Genomic DNA, 26,611 nt, shown 5'->3' on the forward strand with positions numbered 1-26,611 from the left:
CATCTAACGCCGAAGGATCGCCATCTCATCGTGGAGTTGCGCCATCTAACGCCGAAGAATCACCATCCCAGCGTGAAGATGCGTCATATAGCATCCGAGAATCATCGATATCAACGTCCATATGCACCAGTTGATCTGTTTGTTGTACGTCAACATTCGTTTTTATCCGTTACCAGAAGTTTAAGTACTCTATCCAAATTTAATAAGAGGGAGTGTTTTAAATTATGATTAAAAAACGAGAGAGATCTCTGGAACTTGATCAATTACAAGCACTTTATAGAAGGATGCATAAAGATAATACAAAGCGGGAAAATGTTTACAGTGACCTGATAAGAAAAAAGACGGAAATAAAGGGGTTAAATGCAATTGATTTTCCGCTTCAATTTATTAAAAATGAGGCGATCATTCTTCATGATATACGCCTTCAAGACAAATTCGGTCATTTTCAAATGGATTTCATATTATTAAATCCAAAATGTATTGTTATTTTAGAAGTGAAAAACTGGTATGGAACAATCTTGTTTAAAGAGATAGATCAAGTCATTCGTATTAATGATAATGGCGAACAGGAAGGCTTTCCCAATCCAATTACACAAGCAAAATTACAACAATATCGTTTACGAAAATGGTTGCATAAACATGGCTATACAAATATTCTAGTTCAATATTTAGTAGTAATTAGCTTCCCTCATACTATCGTCCAAGTAGATCCTAATTTTAAAGGATCCATGGAAAAAGTCATTCATAGTAATCAATTAGTATTTAAATGGAACAATAGAATGAACACCCTTCCCCCTAATGGATGCAGTCAAAATGTAAAAGATTTAACTCAACTATTAATTCATTCACACACACCACCAGACAACAATATGATGGAGAAATACCATGTACATAACGGTGAATTAGTAAAAGGAATGTTTTGTTTTAAATGCGAATTACCTACCATGGTGAAAAAATATAATAAATGGGTTTGTCAGAAATGTAAGGATGAATCCTTTTCTGCTCATTTAGAAAACATTAATGACTACAAATTACTTCTTGGACATATTGCATCAAACAAACAACTGAGAAACTTTTTAGCGGTAGATTGTATCCATGTAATGAAACGAATGATCAAAAATGCTGGTTTTGAACCAATTGGAACAGGCAGGATGCGAAAATATTTACTTTGAAATATAGTGTTAAGATTTTTTGTGCCATTCTCAACAATAATGAATGAGATTCGCCAGATCATCGAGAAGATGTGCCACATAACATCCGAGAATCGCCATCTAACTGCGAAGATGCGCCACATAACATCTAAGAATCGCCATCTCATCGCGAAGATGCGCCACATAACATCCAAGAATCGCCATATAATCACGAAGATGGGCCATAACAGGTGAATTGCGCATATGGCCGCTAAGATATTTTGGTATAGACTAATTCAATTCGCCATCTAACGGAGGAGTTGTCCATGCGCATGTTCGTCAAAGAGAGCCTAAGTTCCATCACATTATCTGAAGATTTCTCTATATCATCGTCAGTGATACCCACATTCTGCCTTTTTACTTTTCCAAATGTACATTCAATGATATTCGCAAATTTCTCTGCCTCAATATATAATAAAGTATGTGTAAGAGGGGGAAAGATATTGCCTATTAAAAAGACGTGGTATCACTATAGTTACATCAAATTTATTGGTGCAGGCTTTTCTTTTTCTGTTTTTATGTTTATTTATCTAGTAATCATTCAGTTTGACTTATTTGAACTTTCGCAAACATTGAAGGAACCATTATTATGGATTGCATTTTATGGATATGGTATGCTCTGTTCGATTCTTATCGATGTTATGATAAAGTTCTTACCGAAATTCCAGGCAACACCTTTTATTCTTTATGGATTATTTGGTTTTTTTCCTTTTATATTTTTTGAACCTCATATTGCATATATTATGATCGCTGGAATTATTGGACTTTGTGCAGCCCTTCTTTTTTATGTTGGGGTAACTGCTATAACGAAAAACAAGTGGACTTCGATTGTTTTCTCAGTGATACTTCCACTCCTTCTGGTTTTAGTTATGGTGAATGATTTTACCAAAAAAATAAATTGGCAATCAGAACGTTTAGATTCAAGTTATGAAGCCTCCTTCTCCTATTTCCATGGGGAGCATAAAATTCCAATCAAGCTCACAAAAGGGGAAAAGTTGACATATACAGTTACATTTTATGCTGAAAATGATGGTGGCTGGGGATATCACTTTGAAAATAAAAAAGGAGATTATTTACCGATGGCTGAAGATGGACATTATTTGGAGTATGATGTAGAAAAAGATGAAAAATATTTTATTGTCATTGGTGGGGATAAGGTTAGAGGAAATTTTAATGTTAAATGGAACATACAATAAAAAATTTCATTACCTCTTCATAAATGATGTAATATATAATGAGTAATGATATTATAATTTAAGAGATGGAACGTTTGAGAAAGGAAATACATATGAAGCAAAAACGTATTTTATTTACGGGTGGTGGAACGGCAGGTCACGTTATTGTGAACCTTGCTTTAATTCCGCATTTTGAGAAACAAGGTTGGAAAATAGATTATATTGGGTCAAAAACAGGAATTGAACGTGATTTAATTAGTGAATTACCGCATGTAACTTACCATCCAATATCGACAGGAAAATTACGTCGTTATATGTCGGTAGAAAATTTCAAAGATCCGTTTAAAGTTTTAAAAGGGACGATAGATGCATGGAATATCATTCGGAAAACGAAACCGAATATCATCTTTTCCAAAGGGGGATTTGTCTCCGTACCTGTTATTGTTGCTGCGCGTTTTCGTCGTGTCCCTACGATTATTCATGAGTCCGACTTTACGCCTGGTCTTGCAAATAAATTAGCAACTCCGTTTGCAAAAAAAGTACTAACAACTTTTCCAGAAACAGTAACATATTTACCTGAGAAAAAGGCGACATATGTTGGGGCAGTTATTCGAGAAGAGTTATTTCAAGGAGATAAAAATCGTGGTTATCAATTAACAAAATTTTCACCTAATAAAAAAGTTTTGTTAATCATGGGTGGAAGTATTGGCTCCCAAAAAATAAATGATATAGTGAGACAAAACTTGCCTGAGTTATTACAAAAGTTTCAAATTATCCATATATGTGGACGGAATAATATGGACGATAAAATACAGCAACGAGGCTATGTTCAGTTTGAGTATATAAACGAACAATTAAAAGATATATTTGCAATAACGGATTATGTCATCTCACGTGCGGGGGCGAATGCTATATTTGAATTTTTAGCATTACAATTTCCGATGTTACTCATCCCATTATCCCTTTCTGCTAGTCGAGGAGATCAAATTGATAATGCTCAATCTTTCAAACAAAATGGTCTTGCACATGTGTTGCAAGAGGAGAAAATGACGAAAGAAAGCTTTATAGATGCGGTTCACCAACTGGTCGATGATACTTCTACTTTACAAAATGAAATGAGGAAATATTCTAGCGAACAATCTCGTGAGCAAGTTATTCAATTAATCGAAAAAATGGCGAGATAACCTAGTCTTGAAAAGCCTCTAGTTTAAGGATCAAACACAATATAAAGTGAAAAGGCATGTAGGATAAACCCTTCATGCCTTTTATTTTTACTTCGTTAGTTTTTCTCCGTTTTCTCCTTTTTATCAAGAGAAATCACATCGACTTTTCCAGTGTTCGGGTCAATGACTAAGCCGTGAACTAGTACATGGGAAGGTAAGAGTGGATGTTCCCGAATGATTTCAACACTTTGTGCAATCGATTCTTCCACTGTATTAAAGCCGTGAAATTCTTTATGAAAATCAATCCCCGAATATTCGAGTGCTTTAAATGTTTCGTCCGTAATTCCTTCTGCCTTCATTTTATCCTTTAAGTCATGCGTATCGACACAAGACATCCCACAATCATGGTGCCCGATAACGACTACTTCTTCTGCCTGTAATTTATAAATAGCGACGAGAATACTCTTAATAATACTATCGAACGACTTTCGAATAATTGCTCCAGCATTTTTCACCATTTTCACATCACCATTCTGGATGTTTAATGCTTTGGGAAGTAACTCAACGAGCCGTGATTCCATGCATGTAAATACGACCATTTTTTTATTCGGGATCGTATTAGATAAAAACTGTTCATAATTTTTATCGGCAACAAATTTTTTATTATACTCTAGCATTTCTTCTATTTGCATAGTAAAACTCCTTTTCCAGGTCAATATGATCTCTTTAATAAAACTAATTATATCATAGGAAAGAAATGTCGAGGAATGAAAGAGCTAAACGATATATTTTTTTCTACATATTGACATTAAGTACTTACATATTATAATGAATAATATGAAAAATTTGTCATAACATTTTACTAAATAAATAGAATGATAAAATATACAAACTAATAGCACGTAACAATAACGTGCTTTTTTAATGGTTGATAAGACTAGATACTTACTGAAAAGCTTTGATAAATGAGTCAATTTCATAACTGTTCATTCCAAGAACAAATCCGAACATTAGACACTGAAAAAACTAACTATTCGCGTATTGTAACTTTCACTTTATGCATTCACTTTGGTGGTCGACTCCTGGTTGGCTAAAAGCAGTCACATCCTGATCCTTTAGCTAAATGCTCGTCCCACCGTAAAAATTTGTGACCAACGCCGACACTAGCACGTCCTGGGGCAGTGTATTTACTCGCCCCATTGAAGAATTTTGAGACTTCGTTAAATGCTCGTCCATCGAAGTCCTTTGGGCCTGCGATTACTCGTCGCAATAAACATTGCGGGTCGTGGGAGGAAAGGCACTGGTAAGGCAAGGAGAGCTTTAGCTCAGACGTTGGCTTAATGGCCTCCCACTAAAAAGCGACCACCTAGAGTGGAAACTAGTAACGACTCCGTTGTTCGGGTTTTTAATTGAAATAGTGCATGATGAAATTGATTCAAATAATAAAGTAGGTGATTGATATGTTTGATGTTTTAGGTAAATTAAGCTGGTTTTTTAAGCATTATTGGAAACGATATACATTTGCCATTACCGCCCTTATTATCGCGAGTGCGATCGGATTGATTCCTCCTAAATTATTAGGGTATACGATCGACCATATTCGTTTTGAAACGTTAACAACAAAAATATTAATAACAGTCATTATTATTTATGGATCGATCATTATTATCCATTACATAATTTCATTTTTATGGGATTATACATTATTTGGTGGATCTATTATTTTAGAAAAATGGATGCGTAGCCGTTTGATGCAACATTTTTTAAAGATGACTCCCACTTTTTTTGGAAAATATAAAACGGGCGATTTAATGGCTAGAAGTACTAACGATTTGAAAGCTATCGCTTTAACAGCTGGTTTTGGTATTTTAACCCTTGTTGATGCAACGACTTTTATGTTTATGATTATCGCAATGATGGGCTTTACAATTAGTTGGAAATTAACATTTGCCGCACTTATTCCATTACCAATCATGGCTATTATTATGAACAAATACGGTGCTGCAATTCATCATCGTTTTACGAAAGCACAAGATGCATTTGGTGAGATGAACAATGAAGTACTTGAATCGATTCGAGGAGTACGCGTTATTCGTGCATTTGTTCAAGAACGACAAGATGCAAAAAGATTTTCCGATATGACAGAGGATGTATATGAAAAAAATATGGCAGTTGCAAGGGTTGATGCCTTATTTGAACCGACAATGAAAATATTAGTTGGAGCCTCGTACACGATTGGGCTCGGATTTGGAGCACTATTAGTCTTTCGTAACGCTATTACGTTAGGGGATTTAGTGACATTTAATGTTTATCTAGGCATGCTTATTTGGCCGATGTTCGCTGTAGGAGAATTAATTAATGTGTTACAACGAGGAAATGCCTCTCTTGATCGTGTAAATAAAATTTTACGGTATCAGGCAGATGTTCAAAGTCCAAAATACCCGGTTCATGTAAACGATCTACATGATATACAATTCCAACATGTTACCTTTTCTTATCCTTTTACAACAGAGAATCAAATCGACATTAATCGATTATCGATCCAAAAAGGAGATACGATCGGCATTGTCGGGAAAACAGGTGCAGGAAAAACGACTTTGTTTAAAATGTTGTTACGCGAATATCCAAATATAAAAGGAAAATTAACTTTTTCAACTACCGATATTGAACAACTGGAATTAGACCAATTACGTCATTGGATTGGATATGTTCCTCAAGACCAAGTGATGTTTTCAAAAACAATTCGGGAAAATATTCAGTTTGGAAAAGATGGGGCAACAGATGAAGAAATTTATCGTGTCATGGAGCTAGCCCATTTTTTAGACGATATCAAACAATTACCGAAAGGATTAGATACAAAAGTTGGCGAAAGTGGTGTAACTCTATCAGGCGGGCAAAAACAACGAGTCGCTCTAGCAAGAGCATTTATTAAAAATCCAGAGGTATTAATCTTAGATGATTCAATGTCTGCAGTTGACGGAAAAACAGAGGCAAATATAATCGCACATTTACGGGAAGAAAGAAAAAATAAAACAACATTAATTGCCGCACACCGCCTATCAGCAGTAACACATGCAGATCATATCATCGTTTTAGAAGACGGTAAAATTTCAGAAGAAGGTACCCATCAAGAATTGATGGAGTTAGGTGGCTGGTATAAAGAACAATATGAACAACAACAGCTTGAAACGTAAGTGGAGGTGTACGTAATGACTGATTCAACTGAAAAAAGATTAATGAAGTATGCTTTAAAGTATAAAAAAGGCATCTTTATAGGCATTATTTGTTTAATGATTGCTACTGCACTTGAACTTGCGGGTCCATTTATTGCTAAAGTGATTATTGATGATCATATTTTAGGTATGGAAGGTACTTGGCAAGAAGTGAATGGTCAGGAAGCCAAACAAACGGTTGAATATAAAGGGCGTAATTTTATCCGTGAAGATCGTGTTCCATCGAAAGTAGAAGCCTCCAATCAAATTACAGTCATCGCGATTGATAAAGATTATTATGTTGTGGAAGAAAAAGTTCCATTAGAAGGTGCAAGAAGTGTAAATGATGGCATCGTTACAATTGGGACTGAGGAGCCAATCAGCATTCACGGGGAAAAATTGTCCTTAAACGAACTATTTCATTTTTTTAAGCCAGAACAAAAACCAATTTTTATTTTATTAGGTTTATATATGTTACTCCTAATAATCGCTGGCTTTTTTCAATATGCACAAACATACTTATTACAAAAATCATCCAATCAAATTGTTAAAAAAATGCGTAATGATGTATTTTTACATACGCAAAAAATTCCAATTGATTATTATGTTGACCAACCAGCTGGTAAAATTGTTGCACGGATTACAAACGATACAGAAGCAATTCGCGAATTGTATGAACGTGTCCTATCCATTGTTATTACACGAATTATTTATATGGCTGGAATTTTAATTGCCATTTATTTATTAAATCCCAAGATAGCGCTTATTTGCTTGCTCATCATCCCAATCATTTATTTAATAGCGAGAGTGTATAAACATTATGGGTCTAAGTATAATTTAGTCATTCGAAAAACGAATAGTGAAATAAATGGTAATATTAATGAATCCATCCAAGGAATGTCGATCATTCAGGCTTTTCAAGTGGAAGAAAAGACGAAAGCAGACTTTGAGCATTTAAATGAAGGAATCTATACGCACCAAAAAAAGCTAATTAAGTTAAATGCTTTCACTTCTTTTAATTTAGTGAATGTTGTTCGGAATATAGCATTTGTTGCCTTTATTTGGTACTTTGGTTCCTTTTCACTTGAGCCTAACAGTGTCATCTCGATTGGACTATTGTATGCATTAGTTGATTATTTAACGAGATTTTTTGAGCCGGTAACAGCAATCGTCAACCAGTTCCCGTTAATTGAACAAGCAAGAGCCTCTGGGGCAAGAATGTTTAAATTAATGGATGTTGCAGGTGAAGAAGTAAATGATGTTCCAGTTTCCCGTTATGAAGGAAACATAAAATTTAACGATGTTTCCTTTGCATATACGGGAGATGAGTACGTATTAAAAAATATTACCTTTGAAGTAAACGCTGGAGAAACTGCGGCATTTGTTGGTCATACTGGTTCGGGGAAAAGTTCCATTATGAATTTGTTATTTCGATTTTACGATCCGCAAAAAGGAAATATTACGATCGATGGCTCCTCAACAGCTGATTGGTCCAGACAGCAAGTAAGAGGTCATATGGGAATCGTTTTACAAGATCCATTTTTATTCTCTGGAACGATTATTTCGAATGTAACGATGAATGATCCCGATATAACGAAAGAAACAGCTATAAAAGCATTACAAGCAGTCGGTGCAAATGAATTTATTGAAAAATTGCCAAATGGATATGATCAGAAGGTGACAGAAGGTGGTAGCACCTTTTCGCTTGGGGAAAGACAATTAATCTCTTTTGCTCGGGCATTAGCCTTTGATCCCGCGATATTAATTTTAGATGAAGCGACAGCAAATATCGATACGGAAACAGAATACATTATTCAAAAAGCATTGGAAGTATTAAAAAAAGGAAGAACTACCCTCGTTATTGCTCACCGTCTGTCAACGATTCAAAATGCGGATAAGATTTTTGTGTTGGAAAGTGGTAGAATAAAAGAGACAGGGAATCATGAAGAGTTAATTAGAGAACGTGGGATGTATTACCAAATGTATCAAATGCAAAAAGGAAACCCAGAGCGAGCAGGATAATAGGTAAAAACGGCAATCGTATAAGAGGTGTCTATGGAAAAAAATCATAAATATGATGATGCAAAAGACATAATTGATCAAGATCTTTATGAAGAGTTTGATGAGGAAGAATTGTATGAATTAGTTCAGGAAGCAAAAGAAGAGGCTTTAAGAAAAGCTGCCCATAGAAGAAAAGTAAAACAGCCAAAAACTCGCTTTCCAAAGTGGGTCTTTTGGCTAATAGCGATTGCGTTAATGTTTAATGTGATTGCCCTACTACCACAAACTTTTTCTATTCCCGCAGTTGACTTTTTAATCACATCAGCTAAACTATCGACAAAAGAAAATATCAAAGCTTATAAAGAAGCGGTTGTCGTTATTGAAACAGAAAATAGTAAAGGAACTGGTTTCTCGATCAATGCAGAAGGGGATATTATAACGAATTATCATGTTATTGAGGGGAATGATACAGTTACAGTTGCTTTTCCAGAAGACGGTTTATATGTAGGGGAAGTCATTGAAACATACCCTGATGTTGATTTGGCTGTTTTAAAAATAGAAAACGGTGAAAATCTTCCTCATTTATCATTAGCAAATGAATTTGTTTTAGATGAGAAAGAGCATATCTACTTTATTGGAAACCCATTGAAATTTCAGGGAATAGCAAATGAAGGGACAATCCTTGATTATACTCATGTACAGAGTAAAGAACTTCCTGTTGTCATGATGAATGCCCCTGTTTATCGAGGAAATAGTGGGAGTCCAGTTATCGATGAAGCAGGAGAAGTAATTGGGATCATTTTTGCTACTTTACACGATGATCAAGAAGGACGAGTTGGTTTATTCATTCCAATAGACTATTTGCATGATCGTTATCAAGATAGGGGCTAGCCAAATGATTACGAAAAGAAAGTATCCATGGATTGCTAAACAAGATTGGACGAACGTTTTATTTCTACATTGGCCAATTCCTGTTCCTTTAATGGAATCACTTATTCCGCGACCTTTTATCGTCGATACATTTGATGAAAAAGCTTGGATCAGTATTGTCCTATTTAAAGTACAAAATAGTCGGCCTCGGGGAATTCCCAAGCAGTTGTCCTATCCAGAAATAATCCAAATAAATGTGCGAACCTATGTAAAACATCCTTCTTCCCCTGAACGTGGTGTCTATTTTTTTCGTTTATATGGTAAAAGTTTCCTTGCTGCAATGGGGGCAAGGAGTGGTTACGGTTTACCTTTTCAATATATGCAAACAGAAATGAAGAAAGAAAATGATATGACTCATGTTTTTGGGAATATGGATAATCGTACCATCTTTGCTGCACGATATCGACCTTCTAAAGCATGCATTCATACAAAGCTTACTTCCTTTTTAGCAGAAAGATATTGCATTTGGAACATCAAAAAGAAAAAAATCATTAAAATACCAATACTTCATACATTATGGGATCTTACGCAGGTGAATGTGGAAATCACTCAAAACGATTTACTTCCTTTTGCTGCACAAAGTTCAGATAATCTGTTTGCATTTTTTCACTCGTATAAACAGGCGAAATTATTTCCATATGAAGTATATGGAAAAGTAAAATAAAGAGCCACATAAAGGTAGCTCCCCATTTCTTATACTTTCATCGTTTGAACTGGTGCACTTTCCATGGCGTGATCAATGTAGAAAAGTAAATCATCATGTGTGTTCATTATTTCATTTTGTTTGGAGGAATAGTAATAAGCGTGTAAAAAAAGTTGTATTTTTTTTCCTAACATATCATCTTTTGTCCGTAACATTAATGTAAATAAATCATCCCATCTCCCCCACAGAACGTAATTCAATGCATACTCATAATCAGGCATCATTACAACTACCTCCTTTATGAATAAAGATAAGTATTAGATAGTATTTCCCGAATAGATTGGAACTTTCTAATACAAAGGTGGTGCTTCTACCAATATAAGGTTTAAGGTTTAGAGAATAAATCCTTTTTACTGTTACATAATAAAATCAAAACAGTAAGGAGGATAAAATATAAATGAAATTCAAAATATTTACTGTCATTATTACAGCAGTTTTCTTACTAATGGGTTGTATGGGAACAAATAATAATCGTGAAGGTCTTGGAACTGATAACACGACCTATGAGAACACACGTTACAACAATAATGATCGAAACATTACTCGTACTACGAGGGATGGCAACTTCATGGATAATGTTGATGATCGTAACCGTAACAGTAATAATCGCGATAGTAACAATCGTCAAGATCGATATGAAGTTTCCAAAGAATCTGCTGACAGAATTGTCGATGAAATTGCTGAAATAGATCGTGCATATGTATTAACGACGAGAAATAATGCATATGTTGCCGCAACTTTAGACGAGAATAATACAACTCCAAAAGATAATTTAACGTATAATGATAGGCAAAATAGTTCTGCCGGAATGAACGTTAGAAATGTAAACGATCGTAATGTTAAGAATCGTACAGTAAACGAAGGTAATGCAAATGATCGTCGCCAAGACAATCATATGGCAAACAGACGTGATACTGTTTCAGATGAAGTAGATCGAAAACGTGATGTAGAGTCAGATGAAGTAACAGATGATGTTAAAAATAAAATTGCTGACATCGTACAAGATGTTGACAATAATATTGATAATGTATATGTTTCAACAAGCCCTGACTTCGTTGACTTATCCCACAATTATGTGACAGACATGGATAACGGAAAACCAGTCCGTGGATTCTTTGATCAAATAGGTAATACGATTGAAAGAATCTTCCCTCAAAATAAACGATAATAAACGATGTAAAAACGAGGATTCTAAATGAATTCTCGTTTTTTTGGTGCGCCATAAAAATGGATAAAAGCGCCATCTAATTATGAACATTCGCCATAGAACTGCGAAGAAGCGCCATATAATTGTAAACATTCACCATATAACTACGAATAACCGCCATATAACGAGGAACACTCGCCAAAAAACTGCGGACAACGAGGTAGATTGGTCTCACTTTTCCGGATTTCCGCTCTGTTCTTGGAGTTTTGAATCTGTCAAATAGCCATTCAACTTGCCCGCCCAAAAATCCAACTTCGCTAATCAAGTATTTCTATTTCACACTAACCTTGTAAATTTCTCATGGAAAAGTAACTAAAATATGGTACGATAAAAAGAAAGAATAGAAAGGAAGATGATGTAATTGGTTGAACAAGTAATCCACTATTTAAAAAATAATCGCAATCCACTTTTAGAACGATTAAATCGATTTTTATCTATTCCGAGTGTTAGTACTGATAGTAGTCATAAAAATGATGTGAAAAATGCAGCAAGATTTGTTAGTGAATATGTAAAAGAAATTGGCTTTACGCATGTGGAAGAAATGGAAACAAAAGGTCATCCACTCGTATTTGCAGAGTATAATGAGGCGGGAGAAAATGCTCCTACTGTATTATTTTATGGGCATTATGATGTTCAACCAGTTGATCCAATCGATGAATGGGAAAGTGATCCATTTACCCCAGAAGTAAGGGAAGGCAGGCTTTATGCGCGTGGAGCAAGTGACGATAAAGGTCAAGTATTTATGCATTTAGCTGTTTTTGAAGCGTACATGAAAACAGTAGGTAAATTACCTTTGAATGTGAAAGTTTGTATTGAAGGAGAAGAAGAAATCGGGAGTGAAAATTTATACGATGTTTTGCGCGAACATCAGGAGAAATTTGCGGCAGATTTCGTCGTCATTTCAGATTCCGGTATGGTTGCCAAAAATCAACCGACTATTTTGTATGGTTTGAAAGGGTTTACTGGTATAGAAGTAACTGTAAAAGGTCCCGATCAAGACCTTCATTCAGGAATATATGGTGGTGCTGTACGTAATCCTGTCATGGCATTAACGCATATTTTAGCATCAATGAAAAACCAAGAAGAGGTAATTACGATAGATGGGTTTTATGATGGGGTCGAACCTTTAAGTGAAGAGGAACGGAAATTAATTAGTAAAGTAGAAGGAGAAAATTATTCGGCTACAACAGGAATATCTGAAACAGTATCAGAAAAAGGGTATAGTGCAAAAGAGCATACAATGGCAAGACCAACGTTTGAAATAAATGGCATGTATGGCGGTTACCAAGGTGAAGGTACAAAAACAATTATCCCAGCTTCTGCAACCGCAAAAATTACATGCCGTTTAGTCCCAGGTCAAGATCCTAATCATATTCAACAATTGTTAAAACAACATATCGAGCGTGTAAAACCATCTGGTGTAGAAGTAGATATCAAACTGGAAAAGTTATCATCTAAAGCTTATATGGTGGAACCAAATCATCCGTTAATTCAAAAGGCAGCATTATGTTACGAAAAGGCTTTTCAGAAGGAAACAGTCTTTGTCCGAATGGGAGGATCCATTCCTGTAGTTGAATGGCTAGATAAAATTTATCAAACACCAATTATTTTGCTCGGTTTTGGAACGCCTGAAGATCGCTTACATTCACCAAATGAAAGTTTTCCACTTGATAGTTTTGAAAAAGGGATGGAAACACTTGTATACTATTGGAAAGAAGTGGGTATATAAATCTAAATTGGTAAGGAGAAAAGGTGCTTAATAAATAATGAAATGAGGGGTTCGTTTTGGATTATGTCATGAATATTAACGGTGAAAAAGTTGGGGAGACGCTACCGAAAATGGAAGTGCGTAATCCAGCAACAAATGAAGTTGTTGGAACAGTACCAAATGGAGGAGCAGAAGAAGCACAACTGGCAATTAAAGCAGCTTATCATTCATTTACTACATGGTCACAAACTACAGCTTATGAACGTGCACATTATTTAAAAACATTAAATGACCTTTTACTTAGCAATAAAGAGGAACTTGCTGAAATAATGACACTAGAAATGGGTAAACCTATTTCACAATCGCTTGGGGAAGTTGTTTATGCTGCCTCATTTATCGAATGGTATGCAGAAGAGGCGAAACGGGTTTATGGAGAAACCATTCCATCCCACCTAATAAACAAACGTATGCAAATATGGAAAAAGCCTGTTGGTGTTGTCGCAGCAATAACACCATGGAATTTTCCTTTGGCAATGATTACCCGAAAAGTAGCACCAGCCATTGCTGCAGGATGTACGGTTATTATTAAACCATCTAAAGAAAGTCCCCTTTCTGCAGTGAAATTTATGGAATTAGTAGACAAGGCAAATTTTCCAAAAGGTGTCATAAACCTTGTTACAGGTTCATCTCAAGAAATAGTTGGCGAAATGATGAAAAATGAGAAAGTAAGAAAAATTACCTTTACAGGTTCAACGGAAGTAGGGAAAATTTTAATCAAACAGAGCGCCGAACAAGTTAAACGACTTTCACTTGAACTTGGTGGGCATGCACCATTTATCATTTTAGACGATGCAAATATTGATCGAGCAGTAGACGGTGTCGTCGCTTCAAAATTTCGTAATGCTGGTCAAACTTGTGTTTGTGCCAATCGAATTTATGTGCAAGCAGGCGTATATGAGGAATTTGTGGAAAAATTTTCAGAACAAGTGAAAAAATTAATTGTTGGAGATGGAATGGAAAAATCTACAGATATCGGACCACTTATAAATAAAGAGGCTTTAATAAAAGTGTCAGACCATGTAGACGATGCACGAGAAAAAGGTGCAACGGTTGTAACAGGAGGAAAACAAATTGGTGAAGGGGTTTTTTATGAGCCGACAGTGATACGTGATGTGAACCGTTCTATGGTCATTATGCAGGAAGAAACATTTGGTCCGGTTGCTCCGATTCAAAAGGTCGAAACAGAAGAGGAAGCAATTGAACTTGCCAATAGTACTGAATACGGGCTTGCTGCATACATTTTTACAGAAAATGTAGCTCGAGGAACGAAAGTCATTGAACAATTAGATTTTGGGATTGTCGGATGGAATGATGGAATGCCATCTGCTGCACAAGCCCCTTTTGGTGGCATGAAAGAAAGTGGAATCGGTAGGGAAGGTGGACACGAAGGGATGGATGCTTTCCTTGAAACACAATATGTTTCCATCGGAATGGACTAAGGGGGAATAAATCGTGAAATATGCAATTGTGACAGGAGTTTCGAAAGGTCTAGGGATGTCTGTAGCCACTTTTTTACTTGAGTCAGGCATAAATGTATATGGACTTTCTCGAACAAAAACGGAATTAACCGAGGTAGCGAAAGAAAATAATGTTTATTATGCACATTTTTCATGTGATTTAGGCAAGCTGACGAATACAAAAGAGGTTATCACATCCATAAAGGAAGATTTAAACACAAAAAAGATTAGCCAATTATATGTTATTAATAATGCAGCAGTTGTTAAGCCAATAAAAAAATCGACAGATACAACAGGCGATGAACTATCCTATCATTATCAACTAAATGTAATTTCCCCAATGATGCTAGTAAATGAATGTTTACACGTAAGTAATGAGAAAAGGATTCCTTTTATAGGGGTAAATATTACGAGTGGAGCAGCCAATCGTCCGGTATATGGTTGGAGTGCATATTGTAGCTCAAAGGCGAGTTTAAATATGTATACAAAAGCCGTTGCCTTGGAACAAGAAGAGTTAAAAACGCACAATAAAATTATTGCTTTTAATCCTGGTGTCATGAATACAGATATGCAAGCGGAAATCCGTGCAAGTGATTATCATGAATTTATTGATGTAGATACATTTAAACATTATAAAAAACAAAATTTGTTATCAGATACGGAGGCTGTCGCAGGTGTGTTAGTTGATATTTTAACGGATGAGGTAAATGTGAAAAATGGGAAAATTTACGATGTGAAAGATTATTTTTGAGCGATTTTCCTAATAATTTTTTACCGAATAGTTAATCGCCCTTCCATGCAAGACGTTTACACATAAAATATAGCAAACAGCGAATTAAATAAATTATTTCGCAATAAGAATGTATGAATATGGGAGGGGCTAAAATGAGTGAACATAGAGGAAGCTATTTTGGAGGTAGCTTCGCGTTAATCGTCGTATTGTTTATTTTGTTAGTGATTATTGGAGTGCTTTTCGCAGACTGTGGATTTTGTTAATTAAATGTAAGATGAAAAAGAGAGTTGAAAAGCTCTCTTTTTTTGTGTTTACAATGTAGGTTATTGATCTAGTATACAGCCACTTTCATACTCATCATAAAAATGCTAGGAAACAACATTTGATATAAGTGACATAATTTATGGTACACTTACACTTAGTAATAATTGTTAGAAAGGGAGTATTTTTGTTGATTACACGAAAAAGTAAGCGTGAAATTAGCCAAATGCATGAAGCAGGTAAGTTACTTGTAAAAACACATAAAGAAATAGCTAAAATGATTCAACCTGGTATTTCAACAATGGAAATTGAGGAATTTGTTGAACAGTTTCTAAAAAAACATGGAGCAACACCGGAGCAAAAAGGGTACCAAGGATATAAGTATGCGACATGTGCTTCCATTAATGATGAAATTTGTCATGGATTTCCGAGAACAGATAAATTAAACGACGGGGATATCGTAACAATTGATATGGTCGTTAATTTAAATGGAGGACTCGCTGATTCTGCTTGGTCATATGAAGTTGGGCAAGTAGATGAAAAAGGTAAACGGCTACTTTCAGTAACGAAAAAAGCTTTATATTTAGGAATTGAGCAAGCTCAAGTTGGAAATAGAATAGGTGATATTGGGCATGCGATCCAAACATATGCTGAAGGAGAAGGGTTTTCGGTCGTTCGCGATTTCACGGGTCATGGAATTGGACCAACGATTCATGAACCCCCACATATCCCTCATTTTGGCTTACCAAACAAAGGCATTCGCCTCAAAGAAGGCATGGTGATTACGATCGAGCCGATGATTAATGAAGGTTCTTGGAAGAGCAAAATGGACAAAAACAATTGGACAGCACGGACGATTGATAAAGGACGATCCGCCCAATACGAACATACTTTAGCGATTACGAAAAATGGACCATTTATTTTAACGGAACAAGATAATTAATTTACCCTTAAGGAGGAAACATGATTGAGGCAGGCTTCTAAAAGACAAGGAGATAGTCAATCCATGTATATGATTCAAAAAGGAATCCAAGTAGGATTTCCAATTATACTTGGGTATATTCCAGTGGCATTAACTTATGGTGTATTAGCTTCTCAATCAGGAATGTCCCTTCTCGATTTGACATTAATGAGTGCACTCGTCTATGCTGGTGCAAGTCAATTTATGGGAGTAAATATGATGGCGGCTAGTGCCAGTGCAATTGAAATTGTCGTCGCCACGTTTGTCCTAAATTTTCGCCATTTTATTATGAGTTTATCGTTTATGAATGAAATTCGTGATCGTGTTTCATTAAAAGGAAGAGTTGGCTTATCATTAGGACTGACAGATGAAACGTTCGCCGTCGCATCTATGAATAAAGAAAAAGCGGAGGAAGAAAAAGGTGTATTTTTTTATGCTACTATCTATATGGCCGCTTATTTATCGTGGGTAATTGGTTCTTTTGTAGGGGGTTTGCTTGGAGAAGTTATTCCAGAACGTCTTAGTCAAAGTATGGGGATTGCACTTTATGCGATGTTTATTGGTTTATTAATTCCTTCCGTTAAAAAAGAGATAAAATTTGGTTTTATTGCTATTATTGCCATGCTCATCAATGTGATTGCGAACCAATTTGTCAGTAGTGGTTGGGCGATCGTTTTAGGAACAGTTTTTGGTGGATTAACAGGGGTTTACTTTCTAAAGGAGAAACAGCAATGATCTTACTAATCATTATTGGCATGTCACTAGCTACCGTAATTCCCAGATTTATTCCTGCGTTTATCGTTCATAAGCTGGTATTTAGGGAATGGCTGAATAATTGGTTACGTGCTATCCCATATGCAGCATTAGGGGCGTTAATATTTCCAGGTATTTTATCAGTGATCGAAGGGGAGCCCCATATTGGAATCATAGGGGGGATTGTTGCGATTGTACTCGCTTCTTTTGGATTAAATATTGTCCTAGTCGTAATCGGAGCAATAGCCACCGTATTTTTACTAACACTCTAAATTTCAACCACATTTTACTGTGGTTGTTTTTTTCTGTATTCATCTGGCAAGATAGAATAAGTTATATATTCGGGCGCATAATAGATGTACTTATTATGTAAAAAAGGATGAAATTGTGTGGTAAACCAAAATGATGAGAAACGCTGGGCAATTATATCACTTGCTTCTGTTCCTTTAATTATGACATTAGGTAATTCAATGTTAATCCCTATTCTCCCTCTAATGGAAAAGAAACTAGACATTTCCAAACTTCAATCTAGTTATATTATTACAGTATATTCTGTTGTTGCTATCATATTTATTCCCCTTGCTGGTTATTTGTCTGATCGTTTTGGTCGAAAAAAAGTGATGATACCAGCTCTTATCATTACGGGCATTGGTGGGTTAATCGCTGGTCTTGCTTCTTGGAAAATGGACCAACCATATACAGTCATTTTAATCGGAAGAGTTTTACAAGGGATTGGTGCATCAGGGGCGATGCCGATCGTATTTCCTTTAGTCGGCGATATGTTCCGACGAGATTCAGAAGCTAGTGCGACACTTGGAATTATTGAGACTTCGAATACGGTTGGAAAAGTACTAAGTCCAATTTTAGGTTCTGCACTCACTGCAATCATTTGGTTTTTACCTTTTTTCTCTATTCCTGTTTTTTGTGCTGCTTCTGTTTTAATGATCATTTTTTTAATTAAAAATAAGAAAAAAAATGAAGAAGAAGAGCCATTGAGGTTTAAACAATATTGGCAATTAATTAAAGATGTATTTCGGGATCATAAAAGATGGCTCATAGCAATTTTTATTATTGGTGCTATTTTAATGTTTATTCTTTTTGGCTTTTTATTTTATTTATCTAACATATTAGAAGACAAATTCGATATCGACGGCATAAAAAAAGGGTTATTATTAGCTATTCCTCTGTTAGCATTATCAATTGCATCTTATGTTACAGGAAAAAAAATTAAAGATAATTTAACGCTGATGAAGTGGATTACTTTTATCGGTATCGTTTTTGCGGGGTGTTCGGTTGCAGTTATTTCTTTTATGGATCATTTTATCTATTTACTCATTATTTTCTTAATTTGTGGTGCAGGAATTGGTATGGCCCTACCGTGTCTTGATTCCCTCATTACGAAAAGCTTAGATAAAACAGTTCGTGGAGCGATTACATCTATTTATAGTTCGATGCGATTTATCGGGGTTGCAGCAGGTCCTCCTGCAGTTGCGGTATTAATGAAACAAAATATTATTTGGATGGTGTGTATCCTTACTTTTTTTGCACTTGGAGCTGGATTTTTAGCCTTTAAAAATATTAACCCAGAATAAAAAGTAAATGCTAAATGTTGCAATTGTTCTAATAATTTAGCATAATATTATTAAAGGAAAGCTGAAGGGGGCTTGTTCCATGAAAAAGCAAAAGTTGGTTTATCGGTTTTATCGTTATGATGGTAAGGTGCTTCTAGCTAAAAATGAAACTCCATTTGAAATTAAATTATCATCCAGATTGATTCTTGACAAGCTTTGCTACACATGGAATAAAAAGCAAATACTGAACGAGATTGATGAAGCGATTGATTGTGGAGATAAAAAGAGATTTGAACAACTTAGTGAAGCATATAGAAGCTTTGTTTGGGAATGAATAGACATGTACGAAAGACTATCTGTATTTTAGGTAGTCTTTTTTCTGTTGATTATTATGTTTAGTTATTTTCAAACATGAATCGATACAGTATAACGTATAAACGAAGTATGTCATACTGAATAGCTATAAAAAAAAATTAATCTTTGTTACAATGTATATAAATGTATCAATTTCATAATTCAATAATCGCATTTACAATACGAATAATTATTTGGCGGAATTGATTTTCACTCTAGGCAGACGCTTTCCGCGAGCGGCTAATAAGCCTTCTCATTCGCTCGTAATGAAGGATGCCAACTAAAATTGGCCTTTGCGGCCAACATCGGCATACCCAATTGCCGGGGCAGGGTCTCATCTAGATCTTTCTCTCGCAAATCATTACGATGGGATGAGCATTTAGCGTAGTTCCAGAAGTCGCCCGCCTGCCGTTCCAATCATTACAGTTTACGTTTTAAAAATAAACAATAAAGTAATTTTGCATATAAATGTTCGTATTTATTTCAGAAATGAACTTTATGAAATTGACTCAAATGTATCACATATATTGAATATTTCAGAAAATCTTTCGACCCACAGGAGGAATTTATAATGGATTATCGTATCGAAAAAGACACAATAGGGGAAATAAAAGTACCTGCGGATAAATTTTGGGGTGCACAAACGCAGAGAAGTAAACAAAACTTTCCAATTGGTCATGAGAAAATGCCGATTGAAATTATTAAAGCATTTGCTATTACAAAAAAAGGATCAGCCATTGCGAATCACCAATTAGGATTGTTAGAAAAAGAAAAAGCGGATGCAATTTCTTATGCAGCTGATCAAGTTTTAGCGGACAAATTAACGGATCATTTTCCACTAGTGGTATGGCAAACTGGAAGCGGTACACAGTCTAATATGAATGTGAACGAAGTGCTTGCTCACGTAGGAAACAAATGGTTAAAAGAACAAGAAAGTGATTTAGTTCTTCATCCAAATGATGATGTAAACAAATCACAAAGTTCAAACGATACATATCCTACTGCACTACATATAGCTGCAGTATTAAAGCTTGAAGATACAGTACTTCCAGCTGTAAAAGTGTTAAAAGATTCTATCGGGAAAAAAGTAGAAGCATTTAAAGATATCGTTAAAATTGGTCGTACTCATTTACAAGACGCAACTCCAATTACGTTAGGACAAGAAATGAGCGGTTGGCACCGAATGCTAGAAAAAGCAGAAATAATGATTACAGAAAGTGTAGATCATTTAAAAGATCTGGCTATTGGTGGAACAGCAGTAGGAACGGGCTTAAATGCTCATCCGGACTATGCAGAAAAAGTTTGTGAAGAGATTAGCAAAATTACAAATAAAAACTTTCGTTCAGAGCCTGTGAAATTCCATTCGTTAACAAGTTATGATGAGGCCGTTTATGCACATGGCGCACTAAAAGCACTAGCCGCTGATTTAATGAAAGTTGCTAATGATGTTCGTTGGTTAGCAAGTGGTCCACGTTCAGGATTAGGGGAAATTATCATTCCTGCAAATGAGCCTGGAAGCTCCATCATGCCTGGTAAAGTCAACCCAACACAAAGCGAGGCAATGACGATGGTCGTTACGCAAGTGATTGGTAATGATGCTACAATTGCTTTTGCTGCGAGTCAAGGTAATTTTGAATTAAATGTATTTAAGCCTGTGATTGCTTATAATTTCATCCAATCTGCACAACTACTTGCAGACAGTATGTTATCTTTTGAAGAGCGTTGTGTACGTGGTATTGAACCGAATCATGAAAAAATCAAGCAGTTTTTAAATGATTCGTTAATGCTTGTAACAGCATTAAACCCTCATATTGGTTATGAAAATGCGGCTAAAATTGCCAAAAAAGCATATGAAGATAATTCGACATTAAAAGAAGCTGCTGTTGCTTTAAATTTATTAACAGAAGAAGAATTTGATCAATATGTCGTCCCAGAAGATATGACACATACTTTATAATTCTTTCGACATTAGAAAAGCCTTTTACTATTTGTAGAAGGCTTTTTTGGTGTGAAGAATGAAAACAACGTTTATGACTAAAATAAACATAGATGAAAGCAATAGATGTAGAAACTTTGCAGTTATATGGTGTATCTCCCAGAATATATGGCGCAACTTCACAGTTATATGGCTCATCTTTGCGATTATATGGCGATTCTCCGCAATAATATGGCGCATCTCAACAATAATATGTCGGTTCTAAAAATGCTTACGCTTCGTTGCCGTGAGCTACGCTGAGTCGAACTGCGACATAACTATTTATTCCATCGAGTAATCAAGACTACAGAACTTTAGTGCCTAGAGTGATTGCAAGCGCATAAGTTTTTCGATGAAACGAGCAAATGCGAAGTCCCAGAATACCAGTGATCTTTGCAAAACTTTGATCCTGTTTAGCCTTCTTTTTCTTCCGAAAACGGGATTTATTATATATCACGGTGTTTAGGAAGATACGGAGGGGTTGAATATGCACTAATTTTTTGGAAGGATTTTACCTTTATTACCAACAAATATGTCTGATAAGAAAGAGAAAAATGCGAACAATACGTATTAAGGAGGTGAGATAAATGGCAACAAATAATTCTAACCAATTAGTAGTACCCGGAGCAGAGCAAGCCCTTAATCAAATGAAAACAGAAATCGCTCAAGAATTTGGTGTTCAGTTAGGTGCAGATACTACTTCACGTGCAAATGGATCTGTAGGTGGGGAGATCACTAAGCGTCTCGTTCACGCTGCTCAACAACAAATCGGTGGCGGATATCAATAATTAAAAAATTTAAGAGGATGCGGTAACTTATGATTTTGATAAAAATAAAATCATAAGTGAACATCCTCTTTCAACATTAAAAAATTCCATATCTTTAAAGAAAATGAACTTAGACATAGAAGGTTTAAGTTCATTTCTTTTTTTATCGGTGAAACAAAATTAATCGTGCATCATCTGTCACACAACGATGTGTATTTTCACTGTAGTTTTCTTCTTCTAACCGTTTTTCCCCAATACTTTTTGCTTCATCATCATTTTTGGCAGTAAAAGATTCATCTAATAATTTTTCGCCCGCTTTTGAAAAGACAGTTAAAACGTAATTTTTCATGAATATTCCTCCTCTTACGATAATAGCAATATTAAAATTATTATTGCATGTTTTTTAGGGGAAAGACAGGAAAAAGATAAATGTAAAGTTGGCTTGACAATATGCTCGGTCATCTATTACAATATAATTGTAAAGTTACCTTGACATTTTTATTGTGAGGAGAGCATATGGAAAATAGAATAAAGGACCTACGAGCTAACCAAAAAATGACACAAGAACAATTGTCACAAAAAGTCGGTGTATCTAGACAGTCAATCGTTGCTATTGAGTCAGGGAAATATAATCCGTCATTACAATTAGCATATAAAATTGCACGTGTTTTTAATTACACAATTGAAGAGGTTTTTTTATTTGAAGAAGAGGAGGAGAAAATGTAATGGGTATACAAATTGGTGGCTTGCTTGGTCTTTATGGCGGATTATTTTGTGGCGTGCTCGGTTGGTATTTTGGTAGAAAGAAAGCTGCTAAACAACGAGGATTAGATGAAGTGCATGAGCATATTTGGCAAAAAGCAAAATCATTTTCGTGGTATATAACGATTATAACGATATATTTTCTGTTTACTCTATATGTACTTGGTGTTACACTGCATGTACCAGCTGTCTTAGGTATTTTAATGTTAGTACAAATGGCAAGTTGGGGATTTGGTGGAGCAGTTTTAACAGGTTTGATGTTTAGCGGAAAAGAAATCGATTCGAATTTTATTATTGGGATCACTGTTATTGTTTTATCAGTATTATTATTTGTTATATTAGCTATCGTTTCTGATAGCTGGTTATTCCTTTTTGGGTCAATTCCATTTAGTGTGATAGGCCTTTATTTTATTAGACAAAGTAAATCAAAAGAGGATTAGGAGGGAATTTTGTTTGAGCTTACTATTAAAAAATGTTACGAAAAAGTTCGATGACCACATCGCAGTGAACAATCTTACACTTGAAATGCCAGAAAGAGAATTATTCGGCTTTTTAGGAGGAAATGGCGCAGGGAAAACAACGACATTCCGTATGATCTTAGGCTTACTAGATCAGACTGATGGTCAAATTGAGTGGAATGGAGAAAAAATTGATTATCATAAAAGTCATTTAATTGGTTATTTACCTGAGGAAAGAGGATTATATCCGAAACTAAAGGTAAAAGAACAACTTGTTTATTTAGGGAAACTTAGAGGGATGACGGGTCAAAGTGCTTTAATCGAATTGAAAAAATGGTTAGATCGTTTTCAAGTTAGTCATTATCTCGATAAAAAGGTAGAAGAATTATCAAAAGGGAACCAGCAAAAAATCCAATTTATCTCAAGTGTAATGCATAAGCCGAAACTACTTATATTAGATGAACCATTTTCCGGTCTTGATCCGATCAATGTAGAAATGTTAAAAGAGGCAGTTATTGATGTAAAAAACAGTGGTACATCTATCGTTTTCTCTTCTCACCAAATGGATCATGTGGAAGAATTATGTGAAAATCTGTGTATTTTAAAAGAAGGAAATGCTGTAGTCAAAGGGAATTTAAGTGAAATTAAACGCTCATTTGGAAAGAAAAATTTAATTATTCATGCACAAGAGTCTTTAGACTTTTTACAACAGATGGAAGGTGTTGTAAAGTTCAAGCAAGTAATTGGTGGATGTGAACTACAAATAATGAGTGAGGAAGTATCGCAAATTATTTTTAATGAATTGCAAGGGAAAGGTTTTATTCGTAAGTTTGAACTAGAAGAACCTACTTTAAATGATATTTTTATTGAAAAAGTTGGTGAGCATTATGAATAAATTTTGGATTGTTTTAGGGCATACATATTTTTCTCGGTTAAAGTCAAAAGCATTTATTATATCTACTTTAGTTGTCTTTTTATTTATTTTTGGAATCGCAAATATTCAGTCGATTATTCAATTATTTACAGGGGACGATGAATTGGAACAAGTTATCGTCATTGATGAGTCAGGCGAATTATTTGCACCACTAGAAACGAGTATTTCTCAATTAGATGAAGAGGTTGAATTAATTGCCTATGAGGAATCAGAAGAAGTGGGAAAATCGGCTGTTCAGAATGAAGAATATGACGGATTATTAATTTTGGAATTAGATGAAAATAACTTACCGATTGCAACATATTATGAAAATAATGCAGCTGAATCTTCTTTGCAATATACGATCGAACAGCAATTACAGCAAGTGAAAATCGCCATTGCAACGGAACAAGCTGGCGTTGATGAGGCGACTTTAGCTTCTATTTACGAAGAAATGCCATTTGAAAAAATTGCTCTTGATGAAGCAACAAAAACGGATGAGGAACTAAATCAAGCACGTGGGATTGTTTATATTATGTTATTTGTTTTATACATGGCAGTCATTATTTATGGGCAAATGATCGCGATGGATGTTGCTACAGAAAAATCTTCTCGTGTCATGGAAATATTGATTTCTAGTGCATCACCAGTGACCCATATGTTTGCTAAAATTATCGGTATTGCTTTACTTGGATTAACACAAATGGTTTTATTTTTTATCGTTGGTGCAAGTTTAATTTCAACTAAAATGGATACAACGTCAGGAGAAATATTTGAATTTTTCGGGTTCACTTCTACCTCCATTAGTATTTATTTTTATGCGTTATTATTTTTCATTCTAGGCTATTTTCTTTATGCCACAATCGCAGCAATGCTTGGTTCACTCGTAAGCCGGGTAGAAGATGTGCAACAACTAATTATGCCGATGGTCTTTTTAATTATGATTGCTTTCTTTATCGCGATGTTTGGATTAACGGTACCTGATGCAAAATTTATTACCATTACATCTTTTATTCCATTTTTCTCACCGATGATTATGTTTTTACGAGTTGGGATGTTGGAAGTGCCGATTTGGGAAGTCATCGTTTCTGTTGGTCTTTTAGTCGGAACAATTATATTACTTGCGATTTTAGGAGCGCGAATTTATCGTGGTGGCGTGTTAATGTATGGCCCTTCCAGATCATTAAAAGATTTTAAAAAGGCACTCATGTTAACGAAAAAAGAAAAATAACGAGGTGCTTAAAATGAACGGGGTTATGAAACGGTCGTTATATATTTCGATGGGAGTTCTGATTGTTTTTTTAATCATTTCATTTGTGAATCAATTTCATCATTCAATATAGCGCTTCAAAAACCGAACTATATTGCTTGAGCAAAAGGCTTTCACTCCAGGTGGTCGCTTTCCGCGGGCGGCTGATAAGCCTCCTGCCCCGGCAAGGGGTATGCAGACGTTGCCCGCAAAGGGCGGTTTTAGTCTGTAATCTTTCGATATTGCGGGGTCTTATCTAGGCCTCTTCTCCCGCAGGAGTCGACCACCTGCCGTTCCAGCCAAAATTTTATAGGATGTAAAAAACGAACGATAACATTATACTTTTGTTTGTTGTTCGGTTTTATTCTAGAAGTAGTCTATTATGAAATTGACTCTTGTTACAAAAGATATTAGATATTTTATATGGAGCATCTTGCCGGTTTTTATGAATCTTATGATAACCTTTTTTACTAAGACTTATCGTAAGGAGAAATGTACAAGAAATAATCAAGAAATGTGACGTTTTTATATATAGATGCGGAATGTTTCTTGTAAGTAATTGGATATTCACACAAATATTCTATTTAGATTAGAGAAGTAAAATTATTGATATTAGAAGACCACACATTTTAGACATATCTAAATATGTGTGGTTCAATTTATTTCCTTCTTACTTAGGGTTTACTGAATAAAAAGAAATCCCCTCTACATCGATAGTTTGTAACCGTTTTTCTCGATATAAAGTGCAAGGCTTTTGACTGGTTATCAAAAAACCTTTGCATATGCAATGAACTACTCTAGTTGTCTGGAGCGAAAGTGACTGACTCCAGCGGGAAAAGCGCGAGTCTGAAGACCCCGCAGGAAGGGGTTTTCTTCCAAGGCGAGTTAAGTTCGCGACATCCATGTCGCAACACCCACACTAGCACGTCCTGAGCGTCGGAGGCTGAAGCCGTGCCCGCTAAAAAGCACTGTCACATTTCGCGGAAAACAACGGTAAGATGAAACGCAATTTAGTTGTTCAGCAGACCCTACTTACTTGCCCGTTTAT

The 26,611-nt window shown here is 35.4% G+C and carries 26 protein-coding genes; 23 read left to right on the plus strand and 3 right to left on the minus strand.

The window, feature by feature from the left end; translation table 11 throughout:
• Window positions 1-224: 224 nt before the first annotated feature.
• From DFR56_RS09585 to DFR56_RS09595, 3 genes are all read left to right on the plus strand, one after another.
• Entirely contained in the window at window positions 225-1,172 is a 948-nt protein-coding gene (locus DFR56_RS09585; protein ID WP_110395223.1) for a nuclease-related domain-containing protein, read from the plus strand.
• 461 nt (window positions 1,173-1,633) lie between these two features.
• The gene (locus DFR56_RS09590; RefSeq protein WP_110395224.1) at window positions 1,634-2,386 is read left to right on the plus strand and encodes a hypothetical protein; all 753 of its coding nucleotides are present in this window, start codon (window positions 1,634-1,636) and stop codon (window positions 2,384-2,386) included.
• A 92-nt stretch (window positions 2,387-2,478) separates the two neighbouring features.
• A complete protein-coding gene (locus DFR56_RS09595) occupies window positions 2,479-3,549 on the plus strand; it encodes an undecaprenyldiphospho-muramoylpentapeptide beta-N-acetylglucosaminyltransferase (RefSeq protein WP_110395384.1) in 1,071 nt (356 codons plus the stop codon).
• 95 nt (window positions 3,550-3,644) lie between these two features.
• Here the strand turns inward: DFR56_RS09595 and DFR56_RS09600 are convergent, their stop codons facing one another.
• On the minus strand, window positions 3,645-4,220 hold the full coding sequence (locus DFR56_RS09600; RefSeq protein ID WP_110395225.1) for a beta-class carbonic anhydrase: 576 nt from the start codon (window positions 4,218-4,220) through the stop codon (window positions 3,645-3,647).
• A gap of 768 nt (window positions 4,221-4,988) precedes the next feature.
• On the opposite strand from DFR56_RS09600, the gene DFR56_RS09605 reads away from it, so the two are divergent.
• The 4 genes from DFR56_RS09605 to DFR56_RS09620 are packed head-to-tail and all read left to right on the plus strand — an operon-like array spanning window position 4,989 to window position 10,335.
• Window positions 4,989-6,722 (plus strand): ABC transporter ATP-binding protein, encoded by a 1,734-nt coding sequence (locus DFR56_RS09605; protein ID WP_110395226.1) that lies wholly within the window; start codon window positions 4,989-4,991, stop codon window positions 6,720-6,722.
• 15 nt (window positions 6,723-6,737) lie between these two features.
• Window positions 6,738-8,762 carry an ABC transporter ATP-binding protein gene (locus tag DFR56_RS09610; protein ID WP_110395227.1) on the plus strand — a complete coding sequence of 675 codons (2,025 nt, stop codon included), beginning with the start codon at window positions 6,738-6,740 and terminating at the stop codon, window positions 8,760-8,762.
• A 33-nt stretch (window positions 8,763-8,795) separates the two neighbouring features.
• The gene (locus tag DFR56_RS09615) at window positions 8,796-9,632 is read left to right on the plus strand and encodes a S1C family serine protease (RefSeq protein ID WP_110395228.1); all 837 of its coding nucleotides are present in this window, start codon (window positions 8,796-8,798) and stop codon (window positions 9,630-9,632) included.
• Between the two features lie 4 nt (window positions 9,633-9,636).
• Window positions 9,637-10,335 carry a DUF2071 domain-containing protein gene (locus DFR56_RS09620; RefSeq protein WP_158525592.1) on the plus strand — a complete coding sequence of 233 codons (699 nt, stop codon included), beginning with the start codon at window positions 9,637-9,639 and terminating at the stop codon, window positions 10,333-10,335.
• A gap of 29 nt (window positions 10,336-10,364) precedes the next feature.
• Here the strand turns inward: DFR56_RS09620 and DFR56_RS09625 are convergent, their stop codons facing one another.
• The gene (locus tag DFR56_RS09625) at window positions 10,365-10,598 is read right to left on the minus strand and encodes a YhdB family protein (RefSeq protein ID WP_110395230.1); all 234 of its coding nucleotides are present in this window, start codon (window positions 10,596-10,598) and stop codon (window positions 10,365-10,367) included.
• Between the two features lie 173 nt (window positions 10,599-10,771).
• On the opposite strand from DFR56_RS09625, the gene DFR56_RS09630 reads away from it, so the two are divergent.
• From DFR56_RS09630 to DFR56_RS09685, 12 genes are all read left to right on the plus strand, one after another.
• Window positions 10,772-11,542 carry a YhcN/YlaJ family sporulation lipoprotein gene (locus tag DFR56_RS09630; RefSeq protein WP_146214274.1) on the plus strand — a complete coding sequence of 257 codons (771 nt, stop codon included), beginning with the start codon at window positions 10,772-10,774 and terminating at the stop codon, window positions 11,540-11,542.
• Between the two features lie 400 nt (window positions 11,543-11,942).
• Window positions 11,943-13,310, plus strand: a complete 1,368-nt coding sequence (locus DFR56_RS09635; RefSeq protein WP_110395231.1) for a dipeptidase — start codon at window positions 11,943-11,945, stop codon at window positions 13,308-13,310.
• 68 nt (window positions 13,311-13,378) lie between these two features.
• Entirely contained in the window at window positions 13,379-14,788 is a 1,410-nt protein-coding gene (locus DFR56_RS09640) for an NAD-dependent succinate-semialdehyde dehydrogenase (RefSeq protein ID WP_110395386.1), read from the plus strand.
• A 13-nt stretch (window positions 14,789-14,801) separates the two neighbouring features.
• Entirely contained in the window at window positions 14,802-15,557 is a 756-nt protein-coding gene (locus tag DFR56_RS09645) for a (S)-benzoin forming benzil reductase (RefSeq protein ID WP_110395232.1), read from the plus strand.
• A gap of 134 nt (window positions 15,558-15,691) precedes the next feature.
• Window positions 15,692-15,802: a YjcZ family sporulation protein gene (locus DFR56_RS09650; RefSeq protein ID WP_110395233.1), complete on the plus strand. Its 111-nt coding sequence runs from the start codon at window positions 15,692-15,694 to the stop codon at window positions 15,800-15,802.
• A gap of 188 nt (window positions 15,803-15,990) precedes the next feature.
• Complete coding sequence (gene map, locus DFR56_RS09655; RefSeq protein ID WP_110395234.1) at window positions 15,991-16,743, plus strand: type I methionyl aminopeptidase; 753 nt, start codon at window positions 15,991-15,993, stop codon at window positions 16,741-16,743.
• A gap of 63 nt (window positions 16,744-16,806) precedes the next feature.
• Window positions 16,807-17,496, plus strand: a complete 690-nt coding sequence (locus DFR56_RS09660; RefSeq protein WP_110395387.1) for an AzlC family ABC transporter permease — start codon at window positions 16,807-16,809, stop codon at window positions 17,494-17,496.
• The gene (locus DFR56_RS09665) at window positions 17,493-17,786 is read left to right on the plus strand and encodes an AzlD domain-containing protein (RefSeq protein ID WP_110395235.1); all 294 of its coding nucleotides are present in this window, start codon (window positions 17,493-17,495) and stop codon (window positions 17,784-17,786) included. The genes DFR56_RS09660 and DFR56_RS09665 overlap by 4 nt, the downstream gene beginning before the upstream one ends.
• Before the next feature lie 117 nt (window positions 17,787-17,903).
• A complete protein-coding gene (locus DFR56_RS09670) occupies window positions 17,904-19,106 on the plus strand; it encodes an MFS transporter (RefSeq protein WP_280523452.1) in 1,203 nt (400 codons plus the stop codon).
• Window positions 19,107-19,185: 79 nt separating this feature from the next.
• Complete coding sequence (locus DFR56_RS09675; protein ID WP_110395236.1) at window positions 19,186-19,419, plus strand: IDEAL domain-containing protein; 234 nt, start codon at window positions 19,186-19,188, stop codon at window positions 19,417-19,419.
• A gap of 591 nt (window positions 19,420-20,010) precedes the next feature.
• On the plus strand, window positions 20,011-21,396 hold the full coding sequence (gene fumC, locus DFR56_RS09680; protein ID WP_110395237.1) for a class II fumarate hydratase: 1,386 nt from the start codon (window positions 20,011-20,013) through the stop codon (window positions 21,394-21,396).
• Between the two features lie 605 nt (window positions 21,397-22,001).
• Window positions 22,002-22,202 (plus strand): alpha/beta-type small acid-soluble spore protein, encoded by a 201-nt coding sequence (locus DFR56_RS09685; RefSeq protein WP_110395238.1) that lies wholly within the window; start codon window positions 22,002-22,004, stop codon window positions 22,200-22,202.
• A gap of 142 nt (window positions 22,203-22,344) precedes the next feature.
• On the opposite strand, the gene DFR56_RS09690 is transcribed toward DFR56_RS09685, so the two are convergent.
• Window positions 22,345-22,530 carry a YhzD family protein gene (locus DFR56_RS09690; RefSeq protein ID WP_110395239.1) on the minus strand — a complete coding sequence of 62 codons (186 nt, stop codon included), beginning with the start codon at window positions 22,528-22,530 and terminating at the stop codon, window positions 22,345-22,347.
• 167 nt (window positions 22,531-22,697) lie between these two features.
• Here DFR56_RS09690 and DFR56_RS09695 point away from each other — a divergent pair, with 167 nt between their 5' ends.
• Genes DFR56_RS09695 through DFR56_RS09710 form a run of 4 tightly spaced genes read left to right on the plus strand, consistent with a single transcriptional unit; the run spans window position 22,698 to window position 25,545 of the window.
• A complete protein-coding gene (locus DFR56_RS09695; protein ID WP_110395240.1) occupies window positions 22,698-22,907 on the plus strand; it encodes a helix-turn-helix transcriptional regulator in 210 nt (69 codons plus the stop codon).
• Entirely contained in the window at window positions 22,907-23,383 is a 477-nt protein-coding gene (locus tag DFR56_RS09700) for a hypothetical protein (protein ID WP_110395241.1), read from the plus strand. Before DFR56_RS09695 ends, DFR56_RS09700 begins: the two co-directional genes overlap by 1 nt.
• Window positions 23,384-23,396: 13 nt before the next feature.
• Complete coding sequence (locus DFR56_RS09705) at window positions 23,397-24,296, plus strand: ABC transporter ATP-binding protein (protein WP_110395242.1); 900 nt, start codon at window positions 23,397-23,399, stop codon at window positions 24,294-24,296.
• Window positions 24,289-25,545: an ABC transporter permease gene (locus DFR56_RS09710; protein ID WP_110395243.1), complete on the plus strand. Its 1,257-nt coding sequence runs from the start codon at window positions 24,289-24,291 to the stop codon at window positions 25,543-25,545. The genes DFR56_RS09705 and DFR56_RS09710 overlap by 8 nt, the downstream gene beginning before the upstream one ends.
• The last annotated feature ends 1,066 nt before the right edge of the window (window positions 25,546-26,611 follow it).

The organism is Pseudogracilibacillus auburnensis (assembly GCF_003201975.1).
Classification (GTDB): Bacteria; Bacillota; Bacilli; order Bacillales; family Amphibacillaceae; genus Pseudogracilibacillus; species Pseudogracilibacillus auburnensis.

What these genes read in the sequence shown, in the direction of transcription:
- DFR56_RS09610 (WP_110395227.1), top strand. Translation starts at nt 6,738, where the DNA reads ATGACTGATTCAACTGAAAAAAGATTAATGAAGTATGCTTTAAAGTAT.
- DFR56_RS09630 (WP_146214274.1), top strand. Translation starts at nt 10,772, where the DNA reads ATGAAATTCAAAATATTTACTGTCATTATTACAGCAGTTTTCTTACTA.
- DFR56_RS09585 (WP_110395223.1), top strand. Translation starts at nt 225, where the DNA reads ATGATTAAAAAACGAGAGAGATCTCTGGAACTTGATCAATTACAAGCA.
- DFR56_RS09685 (WP_110395238.1), top strand. Translation starts at nt 22,002, where the DNA reads ATGGCAACAAATAATTCTAACCAATTAGTAGTACCCGGAGCAGAGCAA.
- DFR56_RS09600 (WP_110395225.1), bottom strand. Translation starts at nt 4,220, where the DNA reads ATGCAAATAGAAGAAATGCTAGAGTATAATAAAAAATTTGTTGCCGAT.
- DFR56_RS09620 (WP_158525592.1), top strand. Translation starts at nt 9,637, where the DNA reads ATGATTACGAAAAGAAAGTATCCATGGATTGCTAAACAAGATTGGACG.
- DFR56_RS09625 (WP_110395230.1), bottom strand. Translation starts at nt 10,598, where the DNA reads ATGATGCCTGATTATGAGTATGCATTGAATTACGTTCTGTGGGGGAGA.
- DFR56_RS09615 (WP_110395228.1), top strand. Translation starts at nt 8,796, where the DNA reads ATGGAAAAAAATCATAAATATGATGATGCAAAAGACATAATTGATCAA.
- DFR56_RS09675 (WP_110395236.1), top strand. Translation starts at nt 19,186, where the DNA reads ATGAAAAAGCAAAAGTTGGTTTATCGGTTTTATCGTTATGATGGTAAG.
- fumC (WP_110395237.1), top strand. Translation starts at nt 20,011, where the DNA reads ATGGATTATCGTATCGAAAAAGACACAATAGGGGAAATAAAAGTACCT.
- DFR56_RS09605 (WP_110395226.1), top strand. Translation starts at nt 4,989, where the DNA reads ATGTTTGATGTTTTAGGTAAATTAAGCTGGTTTTTTAAGCATTATTGG.
- DFR56_RS09660 (WP_110395387.1), top strand. Translation starts at nt 16,807, where the DNA reads ATGTATATGATTCAAAAAGGAATCCAAGTAGGATTTCCAATTATACTT.
- DFR56_RS09665 (WP_110395235.1), top strand. Translation starts at nt 17,493, where the DNA reads ATGATCTTACTAATCATTATTGGCATGTCACTAGCTACCGTAATTCCC.
- DFR56_RS09595 (WP_110395384.1), top strand. Translation starts at nt 2,479, where the DNA reads ATGAAGCAAAAACGTATTTTATTTACGGGTGGTGGAACGGCAGGTCAC.
- DFR56_RS09710 (WP_110395243.1), top strand. Translation starts at nt 24,289, where the DNA reads ATGAATAAATTTTGGATTGTTTTAGGGCATACATATTTTTCTCGGTTA.
- DFR56_RS09690 (WP_110395239.1), bottom strand. Translation starts at nt 22,530, where the DNA reads ATGAAAAATTACGTTTTAACTGTCTTTTCAAAAGCGGGCGAAAAATTA.
- DFR56_RS09650 (WP_110395233.1), top strand. Translation starts at nt 15,692, where the DNA reads ATGAGTGAACATAGAGGAAGCTATTTTGGAGGTAGCTTCGCGTTAATC.
- DFR56_RS09640 (WP_110395386.1), top strand. Translation starts at nt 13,379, where the DNA reads ATGAATATTAACGGTGAAAAAGTTGGGGAGACGCTACCGAAAATGGAA.
- DFR56_RS09695 (WP_110395240.1), top strand. Translation starts at nt 22,698, where the DNA reads ATGGAAAATAGAATAAAGGACCTACGAGCTAACCAAAAAATGACACAA.
- DFR56_RS09700 (WP_110395241.1), top strand. Translation starts at nt 22,907, where the DNA reads ATGGGTATACAAATTGGTGGCTTGCTTGGTCTTTATGGCGGATTATTT.